The organism is Vibrio sp. zbq_1 (genome assembly GCF_043102935.1).
In the GTDB taxonomy this organism is placed as follows: domain Bacteria; phylum Pseudomonadota; class Gammaproteobacteria; order Enterobacterales; family Vibrionaceae; genus Vibrio; species Vibrio parahaemolyticus.
In genome coordinates this window covers 15,571-33,367 of the sequence record NZ_JBICJH010000003.1, presented here as the reverse complement: position 1 = coordinate 33,367, position 17,797 = coordinate 15,571, and the positions used below count along the sequence as shown (strand labels likewise).

General features: G+C 45.1%; 19 protein-coding genes. 2 read left to right on the top strand and 17 right to left on the bottom strand.

The window, feature by feature from the left end:
* Window position 1: 1 nt before the first annotated feature.
* The 17 genes from ACF8CV_RS00195 to ACF8CV_RS00115 form a co-directional block, all read right to left on the bottom strand.
* Window positions 2-430 carry an MSHA biogenesis protein MshP gene (locus tag ACF8CV_RS00195; protein ID WP_097371592.1) on the bottom strand — a complete coding sequence of 143 codons (429 nt, stop codon included), beginning with the start codon at window positions 428-430 and terminating at the stop codon, window positions 2-4.
* The gene (locus tag ACF8CV_RS00190) at window positions 420-1,181 is read right to left on the bottom strand and encodes a PilW family protein (protein ID WP_097371591.1); all 762 of its coding nucleotides are present in this window, start codon (window positions 1,179-1,181) and stop codon (window positions 420-422) included. Before ACF8CV_RS00190 ends, ACF8CV_RS00195 begins: the two co-directional genes overlap by 11 nt.
* Complete coding sequence (locus ACF8CV_RS00185) at window positions 1,181-1,744, bottom strand: prepilin-type N-terminal cleavage/methylation domain-containing protein (protein ID WP_097371590.1); 564 nt, start codon at window positions 1,742-1,744, stop codon at window positions 1,181-1,183. Before ACF8CV_RS00185 ends, ACF8CV_RS00190 begins: the two co-directional genes overlap by 1 nt.
* Entirely contained in the window at window positions 1,741-2,202 is a 462-nt protein-coding gene (locus ACF8CV_RS00180) for a type II secretion system protein (RefSeq protein WP_097371589.1), read from the bottom strand. The genes ACF8CV_RS00185 and ACF8CV_RS00180 overlap by 4 nt, the downstream gene beginning before the upstream one ends.
* 109 nt (window positions 2,203-2,311) lie before the next feature.
* Window positions 2,312-2,536, bottom strand: coding sequence for a type II secretion system protein (locus ACF8CV_RS00175; RefSeq protein WP_169600941.1), 225 nt, complete (start codon window positions 2,534-2,536; stop codon window positions 2,312-2,314).
* Between the two features lie 68 nt (window positions 2,537-2,604).
* Window positions 2,605-3,099 carry a type II secretion system protein gene (locus ACF8CV_RS00170; RefSeq protein ID WP_097371587.1) on the bottom strand — a complete coding sequence of 165 codons (495 nt, stop codon included), beginning with the start codon at window positions 3,097-3,099 and terminating at the stop codon, window positions 2,605-2,607.
* Between the two features lie 294 nt (window positions 3,100-3,393).
* Window positions 3,394-3,855: an MSHA biogenesis protein MshF gene (locus ACF8CV_RS00165; RefSeq protein WP_097371586.1), complete on the bottom strand. Its 462-nt coding sequence runs from the start codon at window positions 3,853-3,855 to the stop codon at window positions 3,394-3,396.
* Window positions 3,856-3,858: 3 nt separating this feature from the next.
* Window positions 3,859-5,082, bottom strand: coding sequence for a type II secretion system F family protein (locus ACF8CV_RS00160; protein ID WP_015297334.1), 1,224 nt, complete (start codon window positions 5,080-5,082; stop codon window positions 3,859-3,861).
* Window positions 5,083-5,090: 8 nt separating this feature from the next.
* The gene (locus ACF8CV_RS00155) at window positions 5,091-6,815 is read right to left on the bottom strand and encodes a GspE/PulE family protein (RefSeq protein WP_005456306.1); all 1,725 of its coding nucleotides are present in this window, start codon (window positions 6,813-6,815) and stop codon (window positions 5,091-5,093) included.
* Window positions 6,812-7,888: a lipopolysaccharide assembly protein LapB gene (locus ACF8CV_RS00150; RefSeq protein ID WP_029851997.1), complete on the bottom strand. Its 1,077-nt coding sequence runs from the start codon at window positions 7,886-7,888 to the stop codon at window positions 6,812-6,814. Before ACF8CV_RS00150 ends, ACF8CV_RS00155 begins: the two co-directional genes overlap by 4 nt.
* The gene (locus ACF8CV_RS00145) at window positions 7,885-8,730 is read right to left on the bottom strand and encodes an ExeA family protein (protein ID WP_005456312.1); all 846 of its coding nucleotides are present in this window, start codon (window positions 8,728-8,730) and stop codon (window positions 7,885-7,887) included. Before ACF8CV_RS00145 ends, ACF8CV_RS00150 begins: the two co-directional genes overlap by 4 nt.
* A 43-nt stretch (window positions 8,731-8,773) precedes the next feature.
* The gene (mshL, locus tag ACF8CV_RS00140) at window positions 8,774-10,417 is read right to left on the bottom strand and encodes a pilus (MSHA type) biogenesis protein MshL (RefSeq protein ID WP_024701141.1); all 1,644 of its coding nucleotides are present in this window, start codon (window positions 10,415-10,417) and stop codon (window positions 8,774-8,776) included.
* Window positions 10,418-10,437: 20 nt separating this feature from the next.
* Window positions 10,438-10,767: an MSHA biogenesis protein MshK gene (locus tag ACF8CV_RS00135; protein ID WP_005481006.1), complete on the bottom strand. Its 330-nt coding sequence runs from the start codon at window positions 10,765-10,767 to the stop codon at window positions 10,438-10,440.
* Window positions 10,760-11,410 (bottom strand): type II secretion system protein GspM, encoded by a 651-nt coding sequence (gene gspM, locus ACF8CV_RS00130; protein ID WP_031855949.1) that lies wholly within the window; start codon window positions 11,408-11,410, stop codon window positions 10,760-10,762. The genes ACF8CV_RS00135 and gspM overlap by 8 nt, the downstream gene beginning before the upstream one ends.
* The gene (locus ACF8CV_RS00125; protein ID WP_015297339.1) at window positions 11,407-12,852 is read right to left on the bottom strand and encodes a hypothetical protein; all 1,446 of its coding nucleotides are present in this window, start codon (window positions 12,850-12,852) and stop codon (window positions 11,407-11,409) included. Before ACF8CV_RS00125 ends, gspM begins: the two co-directional genes overlap by 4 nt.
* A gap of 11 nt (window positions 12,853-12,863) precedes the next feature.
* On the bottom strand, window positions 12,864-14,873 hold the full coding sequence (csrD, locus tag ACF8CV_RS00120) for an RNase E specificity factor CsrD (RefSeq protein WP_025503697.1): 2,010 nt from the start codon (window positions 14,871-14,873) through the stop codon (window positions 12,864-12,866).
* Window positions 14,874-15,113: 240 nt separating this feature from the next.
* Window positions 15,114-15,644 carry a single-stranded DNA-binding protein gene (locus ACF8CV_RS00115; RefSeq protein ID WP_005466625.1) on the bottom strand — a complete coding sequence of 177 codons (531 nt, stop codon included), beginning with the start codon at window positions 15,642-15,644 and terminating at the stop codon, window positions 15,114-15,116.
* Between the two features lie 278 nt (window positions 15,645-15,922).
* Between ACF8CV_RS00115 and ACF8CV_RS00110 the strand changes: the two genes are divergently transcribed.
* Together ACF8CV_RS00110 and galU are read left to right on the top strand one after the other, a co-directional pair.
* The gene (locus ACF8CV_RS00110; RefSeq protein ID WP_005480993.1) at window positions 15,923-16,567 is read left to right on the top strand and encodes a LuxR C-terminal-related transcriptional regulator; all 645 of its coding nucleotides are present in this window, start codon (window positions 15,923-15,925) and stop codon (window positions 16,565-16,567) included.
* Between the two features lie 257 nt (window positions 16,568-16,824).
* Window positions 16,825-17,697: a UTP--glucose-1-phosphate uridylyltransferase GalU gene (gene galU / locus ACF8CV_RS00105; RefSeq protein WP_005466627.1), complete on the top strand. Its 873-nt coding sequence runs from the start codon at window positions 16,825-16,827 to the stop codon at window positions 17,695-17,697.
* Window positions 17,698-17,797: the final 100 nt, after the last annotated feature.

Here is a 17,797-nt window from a genome sequence, read left to right as displayed (position 1 = left end):
TCTAATCCTTAATCCAAATCTCTTGTCTGCGTTCAACCAAACTCAATCCAGAACCACACTGGACTGCAGCTTCGATACGATAAAATGTTTGGTTATCTAACTTTTTATCGCCCCCGTCACACACAATTGAAACTAATCGGCAGCTTCCGTAATCAATGCTATCTAAGCTTGGAGCTTTACCATTGACTTTATTACTACAATTGCCTCCCACATCTGGATTTTCATCGTTGAGTGGGTATATTTCAGTGAGCGCCCACTCAGTTGAAGATTGAGCGTAAAACCATGCTTGTGTCCCTAAAAATTCGCGAGTCATTGAGTTTTGATTAGACCAGTTAGTCTTTGTAAGCGTCGCTCCCAAATACCCCATCACAATAATCACAAATAGGCATACAATGACCACATTTCCGCTGTTTTTCTGTTTATGGGACATTTAACACCTGCACATCTTGTTGGTAGGTACTAACTTCACCATTTTGTTCAAAAGCAAATTTGAGATAGACAATCCCACCAGTCTGTAAACTCACATTCGTGTAATCAAATTGACTGTCACCTGCCACGATATTTTCAACAACAGTGCCATTGCGAGTTAAGCGATTAGTATGAGCACCCGTTTTGACAATGCAGTATTCAACTTTGGTTGCTAACTGATATAGATAAATACGATGAGCGATCGAGTCGCTAGGTAAAGGCGTCGTTAAGCTGTAGCGATAAAAATCGGCATTACCATTGCCATCATCACTATTTAAAGGAAGGTCACTACTAATTAGGTGATTACTTACAGCGCCAGAAACCAAATCGTCATAGCGTGTTGGATTTATTACAAAGCGTATCTCGTCGGAGGCTTTTAACGTATCTTCTGGAACGTTTTCCCCAGTGATAAAAAGCAGCTCGTTGCTGGTTGGTCCTTGAAAGTAATAACCGGAATTTAAAGTTGGAACAAACGACAGGCAGGATTCGTCAGCCGTGTTTGTCATTGCAAAACTATTGGGAACAGCGTGCCTAATTTCACGCGCCATTTTTTCTAGCACAAATTGAGCTTGAGTCTGAATTCTTTGTCTTGAACTTGCATCAACATACCCTTTCATCCCAACTTGAACATAACCTGCAATCCCCAGCATGATGATGCTTCCAATAACAATGGCAAGTACGAGCTCTATGAGAGTAAAACCTCTTTGACTCATTAATAATTACCTCTGTAACCAACCAATGAAATCGCTAACGAGGAACCAGCAAATATATCCAGTTTCACTTGCTTCATTTTAGGGACACTTCCTTCGAACTCTGTCGTTTCTACCGCAACCTCTACGCGAAAATTGATATAACTACTGTCTGCACTATTACCTACAACATCTGAGAGTTGGTATTTTTCGCTACCTGATGGGCAACTGTTCTGAGTATTTTCGGTGTACCAACAACCAATATAATCATCAACATCATTAAAAGCAGAGGGCGAAGTCTCTCCATCCCTTCCAAGAGCTGAGCAAGCATCTGCGCCGTTTTCACCACAGCGGAGCATGCCACCGTTGTCATCATAATAATGGTCGAAATTACGGGCTAAAATTTGCGACATCATACTATGCCCTAAAGCGATGGCTCGAATTTGGTAATGTGAGGTGGAAGCATCTTTAATTTGTGGTATCAAGGTAGTCGAAAACATCACCATTGCGATGCCCATCAAGACGATCGCAATAATCATCTCAATAAGCGTCATTCCTCGAAGCGTTTTTTTGCCTTTCATCGTCATGAACAGCCACCTTTACTTACGTAGCCTTGCTCATTAATTGTGACCGTACAGGTTTGAGAGCTATTGTTTTCGCTAATAGAGATAGTGACCGAAGAAGGGGTCGGATTTCCTAGAAGATCAAATTGAACCTCTTGAACAGGAGAAAAAGTAACACTGCTGTCTTCAACCCTGTCACTGCGACCGCTCGCCTTAGACAAACAAGAAGCTTTCGAGCCGATACAGTTGGAAGTGATGGATAAAATAAAATCGTTGTTTCCTACCGCACTACTTACGTTAGATTGCATTCGATTCACCTGAACTTGGCGAACAACTGAAATGACTTGATCTTGAATTGCGACGGCAGAAATTCCAGTGCGTATAAATCGACTGGACGCGTAAAGCGATAATATAGAAAGGATGACGATTACCATGATCAGCTCAATGAGAGTAAAACCTGATATCGTTGAGCGCGACTTCATACTGAGGAACCTTCGGCTTACAACAAGCGATTAAATTATAAGCAAAAAATCGTGGTAATTTTGGACTAAAATCACACTTCCTTTACATACCAAACAAGATTGCTCTAGGTTAGTTTTTAGATCTATCGATTTCTTCTTCAATCCGATCGTAAGTTTCTTTATTGCTTAGCGTCTCAGAAACATGTTCCGCGGTTTGCTTGGTTTGCTCCCACTTGGCTTGGTAAATTTCTGGCTCGAAGCTGATAAATCTTGGCAATACCACATAACCAATCACACCTAAGATAATTAGTACAACCACAAACTCAATCGCACTAAGACCTGATGATTTACGCATATGTACCATTCCAAGATTAATCACAATAAAGAGATAAAGGCCAGACTAGCTGGCCTTGAATAAAAAGCTTAACACTTAGTATCAACAACCTTTGTTTTCGCCGCAGTAGCTGCGGTCTTACCTGTTGCTTCAGTATATTTTACAAAGCAGCCCTCTGTATCTGTCCAACCAGTGCTATCCTTGCCCTTAAATTTGAAATATTTTGTTCCAGCAGTAGGTGTTGAACCAATATCAAATGCCGTCCAATCCTCAGTTAATCCAGCCACTGCCGTGTTTAATCCATCAACTGTAGGGTAGCCGAAGTTAATCTTGATCCCTTCAACCTCTGGCTCAGATCCTGCAGTAGCTTTACTAGCATCGATAGCTTCCTTGCCTTCTACAGCCGCTTTGCCATAAGTGATGCCTGCTGCACCATCAATTGCTCCTTTAAGGCCTTGCAGCGAAGCTTTACGAGCATCATCTTGCAGGTTAAGGAAACGTGGTGCTGCAGTGACCGCTAGAATACCTAGGATTACAATAACCACTACTAGTTCGATAAGGGTGAAACCACCTTGTCTTTTCATTGTTTACTCTCTCTATGTAAGCATGCAGTGTGACTGCAAGGTTTCGTTTAGGTCACGCGACCATTTTGGATATTGTCAAAACGGTTTGGAGCAGCAACGTTCACTAAAACTGACCGTGAAGTGGATACTGTATCTACCGCTTGAGCAGAATGACGAATCGCCATTATTCCGAAAAGGTTTGATAACAAAGGTAATCATTTTATGGTTTACCTTTTATTACAACCTTAGGCTTATGGTAATGTTTGCATTATACCGACTTTCATTCCCATTTATAGTACTTAAGTGTCAAAAAATTCACTCCGCCGAAATTTCGACGTCTATTATCAGTCGATTAGCGGTAGACATAATTACAATTGTTTGGCCACTTTCGTAAGTATAGTTGCAGATATAACGATTACTTTTGATTGTTCCGCTAATATCTAATAACTCACTAGCCATAATCTTACGTTGCGGGTAATGAACAGCTAACCAATATCCGCAATCGAGTACACCTTGTTGTGTGAATGGCGACACTAAGCCCCCTTCCGTCATGGTGAGTTGAAAACCATCCATTTCCATATGATTGGGCTCACCTTGCACTAACCACGCTTGGTGATAACGCTGAACACTGTCTAGCATCCAAACCTTTGCGAGTTTTGCACCTGTCGCTTGTGCTTCTTCAGTGACTGGCTGCAATTTAATCGCCATTCCAACCACGATGATGACCGCAACTAAGCCAAACACAATGAGCGTTGCTCGGCTTTGATTCTCAACCACGCATTAGCCGCCTTTGATGATGTCCAGCATCCCCCACATTGGTAAGAAAATACCCAATGCAAGTACCATCACCATCCCAGCGACAATGACCAAAAGTAATGGTTCTATTCTTGCCGTCAGTGTTTTAAGGTCATAATCCACTTCTCGATCATAAAAATCTGAGACTTCGAGCAAAAGTTCATCAATACGACCCGTTTCCTCACCAACTGCAATCATTTGAATAACTAATGGCGTAAAAATATTGCTGTTGATGGCAGTAACAGAAATGGTGCTACCCGCTTCGATGGCTGCTTTCATCTCTAAAATTCGATTTTCTAAAAAGCGGTTACCCAACGCTTCACCAGCAAGCGCCAATGATTGGTTGAGCGGCACACCTGATTTCAACATCAACGAGAATGTTCGAGCAAAACGCGACAATTGAGCGCGATTTACGATATCGCCAACGATTGGTAAGCGGAGGCGAAATTTATCAAACTTCTCCCGTCCATCCGCTGTCGCAACCCAAGCTTTGAACACAAAGAATGCACCGACCATAGCGGCAATGAGCAATCCCCAGTAGTGAACAAAGAAGTTAGACGTCGCAATCAAGATTCGAGTTGGAAGCGGCAACTCAACCCCAAAACGAGTAAACATCGATGCAAACTCGGGGATAACCAGAATGTTCAGAATGAACATGGCGATGGTAATAAATACGATAACGAACGTCGGATAGCGCATCGCGGCTTTAATGCGTTTGCGTGTTTCTAGCTCTTGCTCATAGTAGTTTGCTAGCTGCAGCAATGCTTCATCGAGTCGACCGGTATTCTCACCCACGTTGATCATGGAAACGAATAACGGACTAAACACTTTGTTGTGCGGCTGCATCGCAGACGACAAGCCACGACCATTACTCAACTCAGAAACCACATCTTCTAGCGCTTCTTTAAGCTGTTTGTTTTCACAGTTTTGCAGTAAGCCGCGCATTGAGCGCAGCAAAGGCACACCAGCTTTAGTTAAGCTGAACAACTGACGAGAAAACAGGATAATCACTTCCAGTGGAATGGCAGGAACCAACAATTTAGACAAACTAACGTGGTTCTTTACGCCTTCTTTCTCTAATCGCAGATTGAGCGGGATGATCCCTTTATTCATCAACGCTTCCGCTGCGGCTTCTGAATTCACCGCATCGACTTTGCCACTGGTTGATGAGCCGTCTAATGTGCGGCCTTGATAACGAAAAGTTGGCATTCACTTACCTACATGAAAATGGGATCAGTTTTACCCGAAGCGTCACCCTCGCCGAGGGTCATCACTTCATCCAGGCTCACAGCACCTTGCAGTGCAAGCTCCATTGCTGAGGCAAGAAGCGGTTTGTAGTTTTCTGAACGTCGAGCCGCTTGTGCAAAGCCAACCGCATCATTCGCGCGCAGCTTGTCCATCATCTCATGTTCCAGCTCAAGCATTTCAAACACACCGATTCGACCTCGATACCCCGTCAAGTTACAGTTTTGACAACCTGCGCCTTTGTGGAAAGTCACCCCAACTTGATTTGGAAAACGCCCCGCTAACCATTGTTGCCGCGATTCATCGAGATGATCTTGGGTTTTACAATCTGGACAAACACGGCGAACCAATCGCTGAGCCACAACGGCACGCACGGCACTGGCAACGAGATAGCCTGGCGCTCCCATGTCGATCATACGCAACGCACTGTCGACCGCATCGTTGGTGTGCAACGTACTCAATACTAAGTGGCCGGTTAGTGCTGCTCGCAAGCCAATCTCTACCGTCTCTTGGTCGCGCATCTCACCAATCAAAATGATGTCTGGGTCTTGGCGTAAGAAGGTGCGTAGCACGCGTGAAAATGTCAGGTCGATTTTGCTGTTGATCTGTACTTGCGTGATACGTGGTAAACGGTATTCCACCGGATCTTCTGCGGTGATGATCTTTTTACCCGGTTCATTGAGCTCACTCAACGCGCCGTAAAGTGTCGTGGTTTTACCCGATCCCGTAGGGCCAGTTACCAAAATCATGCCATGAGGGCGAGATAACTGACGGCGCAAGCGCGCCAGTAGCTCAGGCGGTAAACCCGATTCTTCTAATGGACGTAAACCTGACGACTGGTTAAGCAGACGCATTACGACCGATTCACCGTACTGAGTTGGTAACGTCGACATACGAATATCAATCGATTGACCACGAACTTTGATGTTGAAGCGACCATCTTGTGGCAGACGCTTCTCAGAAATATCCAAGTGCGCCATCAACTTAAGGCGTAATACCAATGCAGAAGCGATGTTCACTTCGTTCAGAATGGTTTCATGCAGCACACCATCGACACGCTGGCGTAAACGCAAGACTTTATCGTCTGGTTCGATATGGATATCCGATGCACCAACTTGCACCGCGTCTTCAAACATCGAATTAACCAGTTTTACAACGGTGACTTCTTCACTGTCAGCTTCATCGATGCCATAGTCAAAGCTTTGTACGTCTTGGTGCTCTGCTTGTAACTGCTCAGCAAAGGACGCGATCTCTTTGGTACGGCGGTAGTAACGGTCGAAACTGCTGATCAACTGACGCTCAGAGGCAATGATGAACTCAAGGTTGTACTCACCTAGCAAGTTCATTAAAGACTCTTGGGTAAACAGATCCGCCGGATCACTCATCGCAACACGTAAAGTGTCACCATTACGAGCCACCACCATTGCACGTAAACGACGAGCATGCACTTCTGGTAGTATTTGCACCGCATCCGCATCCACTGGAGCACGTCCAAGATCGATCAACGGTAATCCTAGTTGCTGAGACAAAAACTCCAGCATTTGCTTTTCGGTAATAAACCCGAGGTCAATCAGGGCATCACCTAATTTTTGTCCGGTACTGCGCTGAGCTGATAGAGCTTGCTGGATTTGATCTTCCGATACGATGCCTTCTTCAACGAGTAGGTCACCTAAGCGTTTTCTCAACTGAATTTTCATTGTGCGCTCTCCAGTTGCTTTAAGATGGTTAATCGATCGCGAATGAAAGCTTGCGACTGATTCGAGATCCCTACTTTACCTAACGCTTCGTTGTAAGAGTTAATCGCAGCAGTAAAAGTGAGCGCTCGCTCTTGCTGAATCGCCAAACCAAGCCACCAGCGGGCATTGTCTGGCTCGCGTTGAGTCAGTAGCTGGTAGCTTTCTAATGCGATGTCGTTTTGCTTTTGTTTCTGCGCAAGGGCTGCGCGCATTGCCAAGTAATCTCGACTCGGCATTGGAGGCAAGTGAACCAGTGGGCTCAGTGCCGCAGAAGGCTGATTGGCTTTAACCAATAGCTTCGACAACGCGAGTCTTAGCGGTTGGTTATCCTTATCAAGGTTGATGCCTTCTTGCAGGATTTCGTAAGACTTTCTGGTATCCCCTTTACCGAAATAAAGCGCCGCCAGCTTTTGACGCGTTTCGATATTGCTTGGCTCATAACGCAATGCTTCGGTATAAGCAGAAAGCGCCGTTTCCATATCGTTTGCATCAATGGCTTTTTCTGCTCGACTGATCGCTTTCAACGATAGCTGACGGTGTGAAAGTTCAACTTGCTCAATGCGCATTGAACTCTCTTCAACCAAATTGGTGGTCGTATTGCTCGGTGCATTCGCTACTTGCGCGATCAGCATCGGAGCGTCTGAACTCATATCCACATCCGCACGTGAACCAAATACGCCCTCACTAGGTTGAGGCGTTGGTAAAGCTGCAACTGCTTGCGGTTTTTCTACAGGTTTAGAATAAACCACGTTGCTGGTTTCTGGTGTCATCTTATTGGTAGGAGAAGATGCCAGACGGTCAGCATTAGCGGTGTCTAAAGGTTGCGTTGCGCTTGGTTGGAACGATGTGATCTCATCCGAAGGTGTAGGGCCTTGGGACACAGCCCAGCCGCCTACGGCAAGACTTAATGAAAAACCAGCAACCAACCACAACCAGGGCTTACTGCGTGAGACATTCGGAATCTCAGCACGAGTAAGTTCACTCGGTGATGTTTTTTCAGCAAGTTCAGATAATGCTTTATTGATGGCACTCAAGGTTGACTCCATCCCCAAAATACGGGTGTTTTAAACTTAGGTTTACGGGCATCAAACGTATCGTGCATAGCCGCATAAACGTGATGATTCTTCAGTAAGGTACAACGGTCATTGAACGCAGCTAACAGAGCTTTATGACTAATTTGGTTGATCAACCTTGGTATGCCCATGGCTGAACGCCAAATCGCTTTTTTCTGTTCAATGGAGAAAATGTGCGCCCCATTACCCGCTTTGTCTAAGCGGTTATTGATGTACGCAACCCCTTCATCGACAGACAACGGACGCAGCCCACAACTGAACGTAATGCGTTGACGAAACTGCCGTAATTCGTGCATGGACAAGCGTTCATCCAATTCAGGCTGACCGAAAAGTACCAACTGAATCAATTTGTCTTGCTCGGTTTCTAAATTGCCGAACAAGCGCAGTGTTTCTAAAGCCTCAGGAGAAAGAGCTTGAGCTTCATCGACGATCAGAACGGTTTTCTTCCCGGTTGAATGCACACGAATCAAGTGTTCTTGAATTAAAGAAACAATGCGCAATGGATCGTCATTATCAATACCTAGCTCTCTTGCCACGGCAAACTGTAATTGCTCTCCGTTGAGCACAGGATTGGGTAGATAGACCAATTCCACTTGCGATTCGATCTGTTCAATCAGCTTGCGACAAACCATGGTTTTGCCCGTACCAACTTCACCTGTCACCTTAATCACCCCTTCTCCCATCTGCACGGCGGCTAAGATGGTTTGAATCGCCTCATAGTGAGGCACTAACCCCAAAAACATTTCCGTATTTGGGGTCAGTGAGAAAGGTTGAACTCGAAATCCAAAATGCGACAAGTACATAACGAATCACAAACTCTTTGAAAAGCTAACGTTTCTTCTGCGCTTATTGCGCATCAGGGAACCACTCTTGCAGCAAATCACGCGAGCGCTCTAGCTCTTTTTGCCAAGAGTTCACGCCAACAACGGTCGGTTTAAGCAGAATAACTAGCTCGGTTTTTTGCGTCACATTCGAAGTGTTGCGGAACAAGTGACCCAGAGCTGGCACGTCGCCAAGGAATGGGACTTTTGACACTTGCTCGACATTTTGTTGCTTCATCAAGCCACCGATAACCACAACATCGCCATCTTTCGCACGAATGACCGAATCAGATTCGCGAATCGAGCTTTTTGCTAATGGCAATTGAATGTTTTGGAATTGACCGCCAAGGTTTAGCTGTTTTACCTCTTCCGTTACTTCAATAACTGCTGGGTGGACGTGCAGGAACACGTTGCCCTTGTTGTCGATTTGTGGCGTCACATCAAGTGAAATACCCGAGAAGAATGGCGTCAGTTCTACTTCAGGAACCGCATTAGAGTTTTCACCATTACCCGCATTACTGGAAAGCTCAGTTACGAAGTACTGATCGGTACCAACTTTGATCACTGATTTTTGGTTGTTCGCCGCCGTAATACGTGGGCTTGAGAGTACATTGAGGTCGCCTTGCGTCGACATAAAGTTTAATACAGCCTCGAAGTTACCATCAGAGATCGTAACGTTGGTTTGACCGCCAAGAAGCGTACCAATCGCATCTAATGGAGGCAGAGCAGAAGCGGGGCGATTAACAATGATACTGCCTGAGTTACCAATTGATGCCGATAAGTTCGACCAGTTAATACCTTGCTGGTAACCATCGCTGAGCGTGACTTCTAAGATTTTCGCTTCAAGAATCACCTGGCGCTGCATTCGTTCTTGAGACACACCCAAAAACTCACGCACTTCACGAATATCATCAGGGAAAGCTCGCACGGTGATCACGCCAGCTTGTGGCGTAACTACCACACTTTGGCCTTTACCCGAACCAATTAAGTTCGCCACCGCTTGTTGCAACATTGGCCAAAAATCACTTTCGGTGATGGTTTCAATGCGCGTTCCGCCTGTTGATGTCGTCGAGCTATCGTTGCCGTTATTGCTGTTGTTGGAATCTGAAGAGTCTGAGCTGTCAGAGCTACCACCAGAATTGGACGTACCAGCCGAAGTAACGGAGCCCGTGACAATGCTCGTCAGTGAGCGACCTGAGCGTTTAAACTGTAGGTAGTCGACTGGAATCGTCACCGTACGCATACCTGCCGGATAAACTTGGATTACTTTGCCCGATTTCATGACATCGTAACCGTACATATTTTGTACAACGCTAAGCACTTCATCTAATGTCACGTCAGAAAGGTTGACCGTGATATTGCCTTGAACCGCTGGATGAATCGCAACGCTGTATTCTGTCCCTTTTACCAACGAAGCAAAGAAACTTCTCGCCTCTACTGCATTGGCTTGGATACGAAAACGCTTTGACGTTCCGTTATCAGAAGAAACATTGGAGTCTAAGTTAGGCATAAGATCCGCTTCTACCGAAGAAGGAATTTCCTCCAACGCGCGGCTATTCGCTTGATTGATAGATTCATTGAGAGCTTGCTTCACTTCAACCGGATCGCGGTGACCCATCGAACATCCCATTAAAGAAGCAATCGTTATTCCTACAACTAATTTGCGCATATCTGATCAGGCTCTGGTTATTATTTTTTTACGTTTAAACCAAAAAGCTCAAGGTTCCACTGACGGCTACCACGCTTTAAAGTTACAAATTCACTATTGATGCTTGCTACTCGATAACCGTTAAACAGTTCACCCTGTTCGACAAGTCGGTTATTCATGATTGCGACACATTCGGTATTTGGCTTACAGACAATGCTGTTCAGTGTCGGCAAGCGGTATTGTTTTGCTTTGGGCTTGGCAGACACCTCTGCTGGTTTTTGCCAACCAAGTGGTGCAGTTGGATCCTGATTTGCCAAGACTGAACCAGACAAGGCGATAGCCGCGATTGAGATAATGAGTTTTTTAACCACCGATAAACTCCTCTCGAGAACCTAATGTGTACACTTCAAGCACTAACTTCGCTTTTGGATATTCTTCTACTTTGTAACTGAAGCTACGCCAAAAATAGCTGGCAGGTAAGCTCTCTAACTTGTTTAAGTAGTTGGCGATAGAAAAGTAGTCACCAGTTAGCTCCATACGCACAGGGTGTACGTAGTAGCCAGAGTATTGTGATGCTTCTTTATCTTCTGTGATCGGCTCAGATGGCAGAGTCTGCAATGACACCAAGTGAATGCCACTTTGCTGCTCTAATACGCTCTCTAATACGCCCGCCATTTGTGAAGGCGTTACCAAGTGTTCAATAATTTGCGACAACTGCATCGAAAGATGCTGACTTTCCGTCAACAGGTTGGAAATTTCCAAATCAATATCTGTGTTTGGATCTTTCTTCAATTGAGCCTTAACACGTAAAATATCAATTTCTGTTTTTTGGTTTGACTGCTTTAAGTTACTCAGCTGTCTTTCATTGTTTGAGATCTGATTGAGCTTAGGTTCTAGCACCAACGTAAACAGCAACATAACTACGGTCACGAAGCCACACAGCGCCACCAGCATTTTCTCGCGCGCGCTCATGTCTCCAAAGCGCTCTTCTAATGAGCTCCAGAATTCGTTCATTTCTCTTTATCCTCGCGCGTTTTCAACTCAAACGTCACTATGTCTTTCTCATTGCGACCGATTTTCACGTCGTCAAATGTTCTCCCAACAAGACTGATCTCATTCTTGAACTGGCTTACCCAACTCGGCACTGAACTCGGAGCTTTCGCTAAGCCTTTTAAATCCAAGATGTTGTTGTTGATGCGAATTTCGGATAAAGAGATTTCTTGGTTGCCCAATTTTGCTAATGACTGCATCACACCTGAGTAACCCGTGCGTTGCGAATCATCGTACTTGCCCACCGCTTTCAAGGAGTCTCGCTTAGCTTTGACTTCACGCTCTAGACGCGCTTTAGCCGCTAACTTATTTGGATCAGGCTGATGCTTTCGCAGCTTCACTTGGTAGTAATCTAAGTCAGATTTAAGAATATCGCCCTTGCCTTTCACAATCGCGATTTCATCTTCCAAACCTTCACTTTGCCAAGACACGTAGCCGTAAGACAACAGAATCACAGCCGCAGCCGCACCCCAAGAAATCGCCACATTTTTTAGCGTAAGGAGATCTTTTTTCGGCTTTAAATGATCAGGATATAGATTGACGCGTCGATTTGTAGACGCCGCCGCCGCATCCGCAAGCACATGACCAGAGAGTTCATGTTCTTCAGGCAGTAGTGACGACACTTTGGTGCTTAAGCGGTAGTTAAGCGACTGAACCAATTCGTTCTCATCTTCTTCATCACAGCACACTTTCAATTGGTGTAACTGAACCTGACGAAGCTGAGCAGAGAGGTAATCTATCGAACGTTGCAGCTCCAGAGACAAACTGTCCATCTGTAGCTCGCTTGACGGTACGCCAGTAAGAGGAGGTGTCACGCTACGAATCGAACGATGGAATGCAATGGTGTGCTCAACAAAAGCACTGATGCGGAAATGCCCACGCGCGCTACGTTGCAGCAACAAAAAGTTACCAAGCTCACCAGCGGTATCACCCCAAACATCATCTTCCGGAATGATCGCTTCTAACGGCAATTGAGCACGACTAGCCAGTAGCACAATTTTATCAAGCATCTTTCTTGATAAAACATAAGCTTGCACTTTACTTGAGTTTGGTAGCTCTACCGCATCAGCGATGATGTCGATGGCACGCTCAGAAATAAGCTCTTTGAGTAAAAACGGCAGCGCCGCCGACCACTCTTGGCGTGGCATGGCTGGCTTGTCAATTTGATACATCTGATAGTAGTTGTGTGACAGCACTACGGTCAGAGAATCATAAGCGCTCGCGGCAACGCTTAACGCTTGCTCAACAGCGCGTTCCCAATTTGATTCAGAAATTTCAAACTGAGACGGACGGCCACTTTTAGCTGGTGATGATAAATAAACTGCGTCTGGCTGAATAACCAAAAAGCAAGAGCGACCACCACCAGATGATCGCATCAGCTTGTCGAATACTGCTTTAAATTCCATGATTATTATCTTTATTTTTTCCGCCAGCGATTTCGTCTTCCCAATTTAACTTGGGATTCTGATTGAGAATGTTGCGCTGTTTGTGGGCGAGGAAGATATTGCTGCTCTGCAGAAAAATAGCGTCCTTGTCCGCCGTACACACCTAATTCAAGAAGCGTGTTTAGCTCTTGTTGATTCTCAATTCCCACTGCTATGATTTTGGTTTTGCTGTTCGCCGCTGCACCTAGCATACTGCGGACAAAAAGCTGGTTCTCATGTCGCTGATCGATTTTTGCTACCAAGCTGCGATGAAGCTTGAGATAACGAATGTCCACTTCTTTTAGGTAGTGAGTGCTGACGATGGTTCGTCCCGCTTGCCCCACCATGAGATGGCATCCCAAACCGGCCAGCATTTTAGCGACTGGTCGCATAAAGTCTAAGTGTCTTACAAATTGTGCTTCCACAAACTCAAAATTGAGACACTTTCTCTGCTCGCGTGACAACTGTAAAAGTTCATCACGAAACCACTTGAAGTATTCGCGACTCGAAAAAGGCGTCACATTTAGATTTAGAGCATAATTTTTAGAGCTGTCAAAATTCTCTTTAAAGTCTTTTAAGAATTTATGAAGTACAGCTCTATCCATTTGAGCTTCATAGCCCACTTGTCTGATAGCAGAGATAAACCGGGACGCTTTAACAATGCCATTTTCAGGATCCCGAATTCGACATGTTAACTCTTCGTGTAAGGCTTTTTTATGCGTCGCATCACTTATTGAGTGAACCGATTGTGCGTAGAGTATCACATTTTCTGATGTAAGTGCCGTATCAAATAACGTACGCCATCTCACACTTCCGCGCGCTTCTTCATCGTGGTTCCATTTCTTAAAACGGCTCCAGTTATTGTTGTTTTGTAGCTGCGCACTTCTGAGTGCCGTTTCCGCCTCATCAATAATTTGGCTGTGTCGCTCTCCCTCTTTGTACATAGTGATACCAATATGGCACCAGTTGTCGGGGTCGAGCGGATCTGGCGGCGTAAGTTTCTCTAGTTGACGAATACATTGTGAGGCCAAGTTGGCAACATCTTTGGCGCTTTGATGAGGTAAGAACAGTGCAAAATCGGCATCGTAATAACGAGAGAACACCACGTCTGGGTAACGCTGCACTAAATTGGATAACAAGCTGCCGACTTCAACAATAAACTCGTCGGTGATTTGCTTATCTTGCTCTTCTTCCACGAGCTTCCAATCTTGAATACGAATCAGCAAGACCGCGCCACGTGCGCCACTCTCTAAAAGAGCCGATTCCAGCTTGCTATCAAAGAGCACTCGATTGGCTGTTCCAGTGAGCTTATCGAGAAAAGTTTGAGTGCGGATAAAGGTATCAAAGCGGCTGCGCTCCTGACGCGCATCCTGTAATTCTTCGATCAACACATCGAGTGCTTCACTCGCGGTGTAAGGCCACTCTTTTTTATCTCCCTTGGCGTATTGCTCAACTCGCCCCGCCAAGATCATTCTTCCTCGCTCTTCCAGCATTTCTGAACCAGCAAGCTGCTCTTTTAGCCACGCAACACCGCGCATCAAACAAAAGATGATCAAAATAACGGCGAGAGTGATCGACCACAACGCCTGCATGGAGTAGCTGTAACCTAAGTAAGGAGGGATGGCTTTAAAGCGGATGACATAGTCTTGATTGTGAGTTAGCTGGTACTCAGTTTCAAACAAGGCCGACGCTTCTATTTGATGCGAAGTGTCTTTGAACCGATAAACGACGGCGTTGCTTGTCGAGAGCGTCATTTCAACGATGTTGCTTGCTTGCAACATTTTGGGCATCCAACGCTGCATAGAATAAGCTGCATCAGGATCTTCCATCTCTTTATCAACAACCTCGACAATCCCTTCCAAGTAGTGGGTAAGATATTCTTGCCCAAGTCGTTTGAAAGAGAGGGTGCCGCCGACAAACAAGATAAACATTGCGCATATAACGATCATGGTGACAAAAGCCACCAGCCGCGTGCTTAGCTTAAGAGTTGGGGTATACCTCATGAATACCAAATTCCTTTTCTATTCATCATATACCTTATTGAAATATTTATACTTGATAAGTGCTCGGCAAACAATCGGATTAGTCTGATTGTGAGAGTTGGAAGCATATAGAGAATTGCTTTCATTGATAAGCTTTATCGTTAGTGCGAAGTGATTAAAAAGATCGGGCTCACATGCTGAATTCAGGCAATAAAAAAGCCGCGATATTCGCGGCCTTTTCGATTCAAACATAGCAGGGATTTAAAACGGAATATCGTCATCAAAATCCATTGGTGGCTCGTTGTATTGCTGCTGTGGTTGCTGCGGAGCCTGTTGCTGCTGTTGAGGTGCATTGTATTGCTGCTGAGCCGGTTGTTGAGGTTGACCCCAACCGCCTTGCTGCTGTTGTTGACCGCCCATTGCAGGAGCGCCACCTTGAGCACGGCCACCAAGCATTTGCATTACGCCATTGAAACCTTGAACCACAACTTCTGTTGAGTAGCGATCTTGGCCACTTTGGTCTTGCCATTTACGAGTTTGAAGTTGGCCTTCAACGTAAACTTGTGAACCTTTACGCAGGTATTCACCAGCAACTTCTGCCAACTTACCGAACAACACAACACGGTGCCATTCTGTTTTTTCGCGCTGTTCGCCAGTCGCTTTGTCACGCCATGACTCAGAAGTAGCAATCGTGATGTTTGCTACCGCACCGCCATTAGGCATGTAACGAATTTCAGGGTCGTTACCTAGATTCCCCACCAAAATAACTTTGTTAATTCCACGGCTGGCCATGATGTGCTCCGTTTCACTCTGGATCTGTATATTAATTTTAGCGCAATAGAATACACGCTTTGATGTTTTGGTTAAAGCCCAATGCCATTGTGTTCGATCACGCCCTACGCTAGAACCAAAATCTCAGTTCAACTTTCATATGTAGCATTTTTGATTCGCGTTGCAGACTTCATTCGTGAACCTTTGAATCTCAACGCATTTATTCACCAAAGCTATAGCTCTCCCCATACTTTAATGCCAACTTACGGCCTCTACTGAACCTTGGGAGATTTGAACACGTGAGAAAGTCGGCTTACGCAAGAAAGCTATTTCTGATTAGTATGGAAGACGATGCTGCGCAGAAAGTCGCATCATTAGAAAAGTACATCGATATGAGCATTCCTGTAATCTCAACCGATGCCCTAATGGAAGCGAAACCCGAACATCGAAATAAAATTCTACTCATTGACTTCAGTGAACATAAATCACTCGTTCAATCGATTAAAAACCTGCCATTGGTTTGGAAGAACTTTGAGACGGTCGTGTTCAACGTTCCAAAGCGCCTCACTACGGATGAACTGCTCGCCTTCGGTCAATTAAAAGGCTTGTTTTACAGCGAAGATTCTTTAGAACAAGTAGGCGAAGGACTGAAAGGCATTGTCAACGGGCAAAACTGGCTACCACGCAACGTAACCAGCCAACTGCTGCACTACTATCGAAATGTGATAAATACTCACACCGCGCCAGCAACCGTCGATCTCACCATTCGTGAACTGCAAGTGCTGCGTTGTCTGCAAGCAGGGGCATCGAATAGCCAGATGGCAGAAGAACTGTTTGTTAGCGAATTTACGATCAAGTCGCACCTGTATCAGATCTTCAAAAAGCTCTCGGTGAAAAACCGAGTTCAAGCCATTGCTTGGGCCGATCAAAACTTGATGTCTTAACCTTACATTCATGTATTAAGACGACTAATAGAACCAGAGATTACGAGCCCAGCGAGTCGAATAGTGAACACAAGGAGAGGGTAAGTTTCCTGATTATTGTTAGACATAGCTCCTCAACAGCGGCACGGCCTGACTGATCATGCTTTTTTCCGCACTGCGTCTCACATTTTTTCCTACTTTATTCATGATTCATGCGCGACTCTCGTGTTAAAGTGTTGCGCAGATTCTTGATAATGACGAGAAAGGATATTCCCCCAATGATTAAAAAATGTCTGTTCCCTGCTGCAGGCTACGGCACGCGCTTTCTTCCAGCGACAAAATCAATGCCAAAAGAAATGATGCCAGTAGTGAACAAACCGTTGATTGAATACGGCGTTGAAGAGGCAATTCAAGCTGGTATGAACGGTATGTGTATTGTGACAGGCCGTGGCAAACACTCAATCATGGATCACTTTGATAAGAACTACGAGCTTGAGCACCAAATTAGTGGTACCAACAAAGAAGAGTTACTTGTCGATATTCGTGAGATCATTGAATCAGCGAACTTTACCTACATTCGCCAACGTGAAATGAAAGGTCTAGGTCACGCGATTCTAACGGGTCGTGAACTGGTTGGTGATGAACCTTTCGCTGTAGTACTTGCCGATGACTTGTGTGTGAACGAGGAAGAAGGCGTTCTTGCTCAAATGGTTGCGCTGTTTAAGCAATTCCGCTGTTCTATCGTGGCAGTACAAGAAGTACCTGCTGACGAGACGCACAAATACGGCGTGATTTCTGGTGAAATGATCAAAGATGACATCTACCGCGTAGATGACATGGTAGAAAAACCAGAACCAGGCACAGCGCCAAGCAATCTTGCGATCATTGGTCGTTACATCCTTACCCCTGATATTTTTGAACTGATCGAAAACACAGAACCAGGTAAAGGTGGTGAAATCCAAATTACGGATGCGCTGCTGAAACAAGCAAAAGCAGGTTGTGTTCTCGCATATAAATTCAAAGGTAAGCGCTTTGATTGCGGTAGCGTAGAAGGCTACATTGAAGCAACAAACTACTGTTTCGAAAACTTGTACCTAAAAGATGAAAAGAAGTCTGAATTAGGTAAGCACGCGACAAAGAAAGAAGTGTAAACCTTTCATCAGCCTAGACTCTAAAGCCCGGTTTTATACCGGGCTTTTTGTTTACTGTTTTTTTGTCCAGTATTCCTTTGCACATTTCTCACACTATGTA

Bases quoted from the DNA above. Each gene is read 5' to 3' on its own strand.
- ACF8CV_RS00195 (WP_097371592.1), bottom strand. From the start codon at position 430: ATGTCCCATAAACAGAAAAACAGCGGAAATGTGGTCATTGTATGCCTA.
- ACF8CV_RS00190 (WP_097371591.1), bottom strand. From the start codon at position 1,181: ATGAGTCAAAGAGGTTTTACTCTCATAGAGCTCGTACTTGCCATTGTT.
- ACF8CV_RS00185 (WP_097371590.1), bottom strand. From the start codon at position 1,744: ATGACGATGAAAGGCAAAAAAACGCTTCGAGGAATGACGCTTATTGAG.
- ACF8CV_RS00180 (WP_097371589.1), bottom strand. From the start codon at position 2,202: ATGAAGTCGCGCTCAACGATATCAGGTTTTACTCTCATTGAGCTGATC.
- ACF8CV_RS00175 (WP_169600941.1), bottom strand. From the start codon at position 2,536: ATGCGTAAATCATCAGGTCTTAGTGCGATTGAGTTTGTGGTTGTACTA.
- ACF8CV_RS00170 (WP_097371587.1), bottom strand. From the start codon at position 3,099: ATGAAAAGACAAGGTGGTTTCACCCTTATCGAACTAGTAGTGGTTATT.
- ACF8CV_RS00160 (WP_015297334.1), bottom strand. From the start codon at position 5,082: ATGCCAACTTTTCGTTATCAAGGCCGCACATTAGACGGCTCATCAACC.
- ACF8CV_RS00155 (WP_005456306.1), bottom strand. From the start codon at position 6,815: ATGAAAATTCAGTTGAGAAAACGCTTAGGTGACCTACTCGTTGAAGAA.
- ACF8CV_RS00145 (WP_005456312.1), bottom strand. From the start codon at position 8,730: ATGTACTTGTCGCATTTTGGATTTCGAGTTCAACCTTTCTCACTGACC.
- mshL (WP_024701141.1), bottom strand. From the start codon at position 10,417: ATGCGCAAATTAGTTGTAGGAATAACGATTGCTTCTTTAATGGGATGT.
- gspM (WP_031855949.1), bottom strand. From the start codon at position 11,410: ATGAACGAATTCTGGAGCTCATTAGAAGAGCGCTTTGGAGACATGAGC.
- ACF8CV_RS00125 (WP_015297339.1), bottom strand. From the start codon at position 12,852: ATGGAATTTAAAGCAGTATTCGACAAGCTGATGCGATCATCTGGTGGT.
- csrD (WP_025503697.1), bottom strand. From the start codon at position 14,873: ATGAGGTATACCCCAACTCTTAAGCTAAGCACGCGGCTGGTGGCTTTT.
- ACF8CV_RS00115 (WP_005466625.1), bottom strand. From the start codon at position 15,644: ATGGCCAGCCGTGGAATTAACAAAGTTATTTTGGTGGGGAATCTAGGT.
- galU (WP_005466627.1), top strand. From the start codon at position 16,825: ATGATTAAAAAATGTCTGTTCCCTGCTGCAGGCTACGGCACGCGCTTT.